The organism is Paraburkholderia sp. BR14320, assembly GCF_040948665.1.
GTDB classification, from domain to species: domain Bacteria; phylum Pseudomonadota; class Gammaproteobacteria; order Burkholderiales; family Burkholderiaceae; genus Paraburkholderia; species Paraburkholderia youngii.
The window spans coordinates 1-232 of the sequence record NZ_JBFPKG010000409.1; the positions used below are offsets into that span (position 1 = coordinate 1).

General features: G+C 64.2%; 1 protein-coding gene. It reads left to right on the forward strand.

Annotation, left to right across the window (positions count from 1 at the left end):
- Positions 1-232 (forward strand): IS3 family transposase (locus AB3X89_RS40845; protein ID WP_368588127.1); only part of this gene is annotated, 232 nt, incomplete at both ends.

Here is a 232-nt window from a genome sequence, read left to right on the forward strand (position 1 = left end):
ATCGCGCCGTCGACGTACTACACGCATGTGGCCCGCCGCGCCCATCCTGAGCTGGTGCCGGCGCGGGCCCAGCGCGACAGGATGCTCAAGGATGAGATCCGGCGGGTATGGGAAGAAAACTTCCAGGTCTATGGCGTAGACAAGGTCTGGACGCAATTGAAGCGCGAAGGCATTGTCGTGGCGCGCTGCACGGTCGAGCGGCTGATGAAGCAGATGGGCCTGCGCGGTGTGG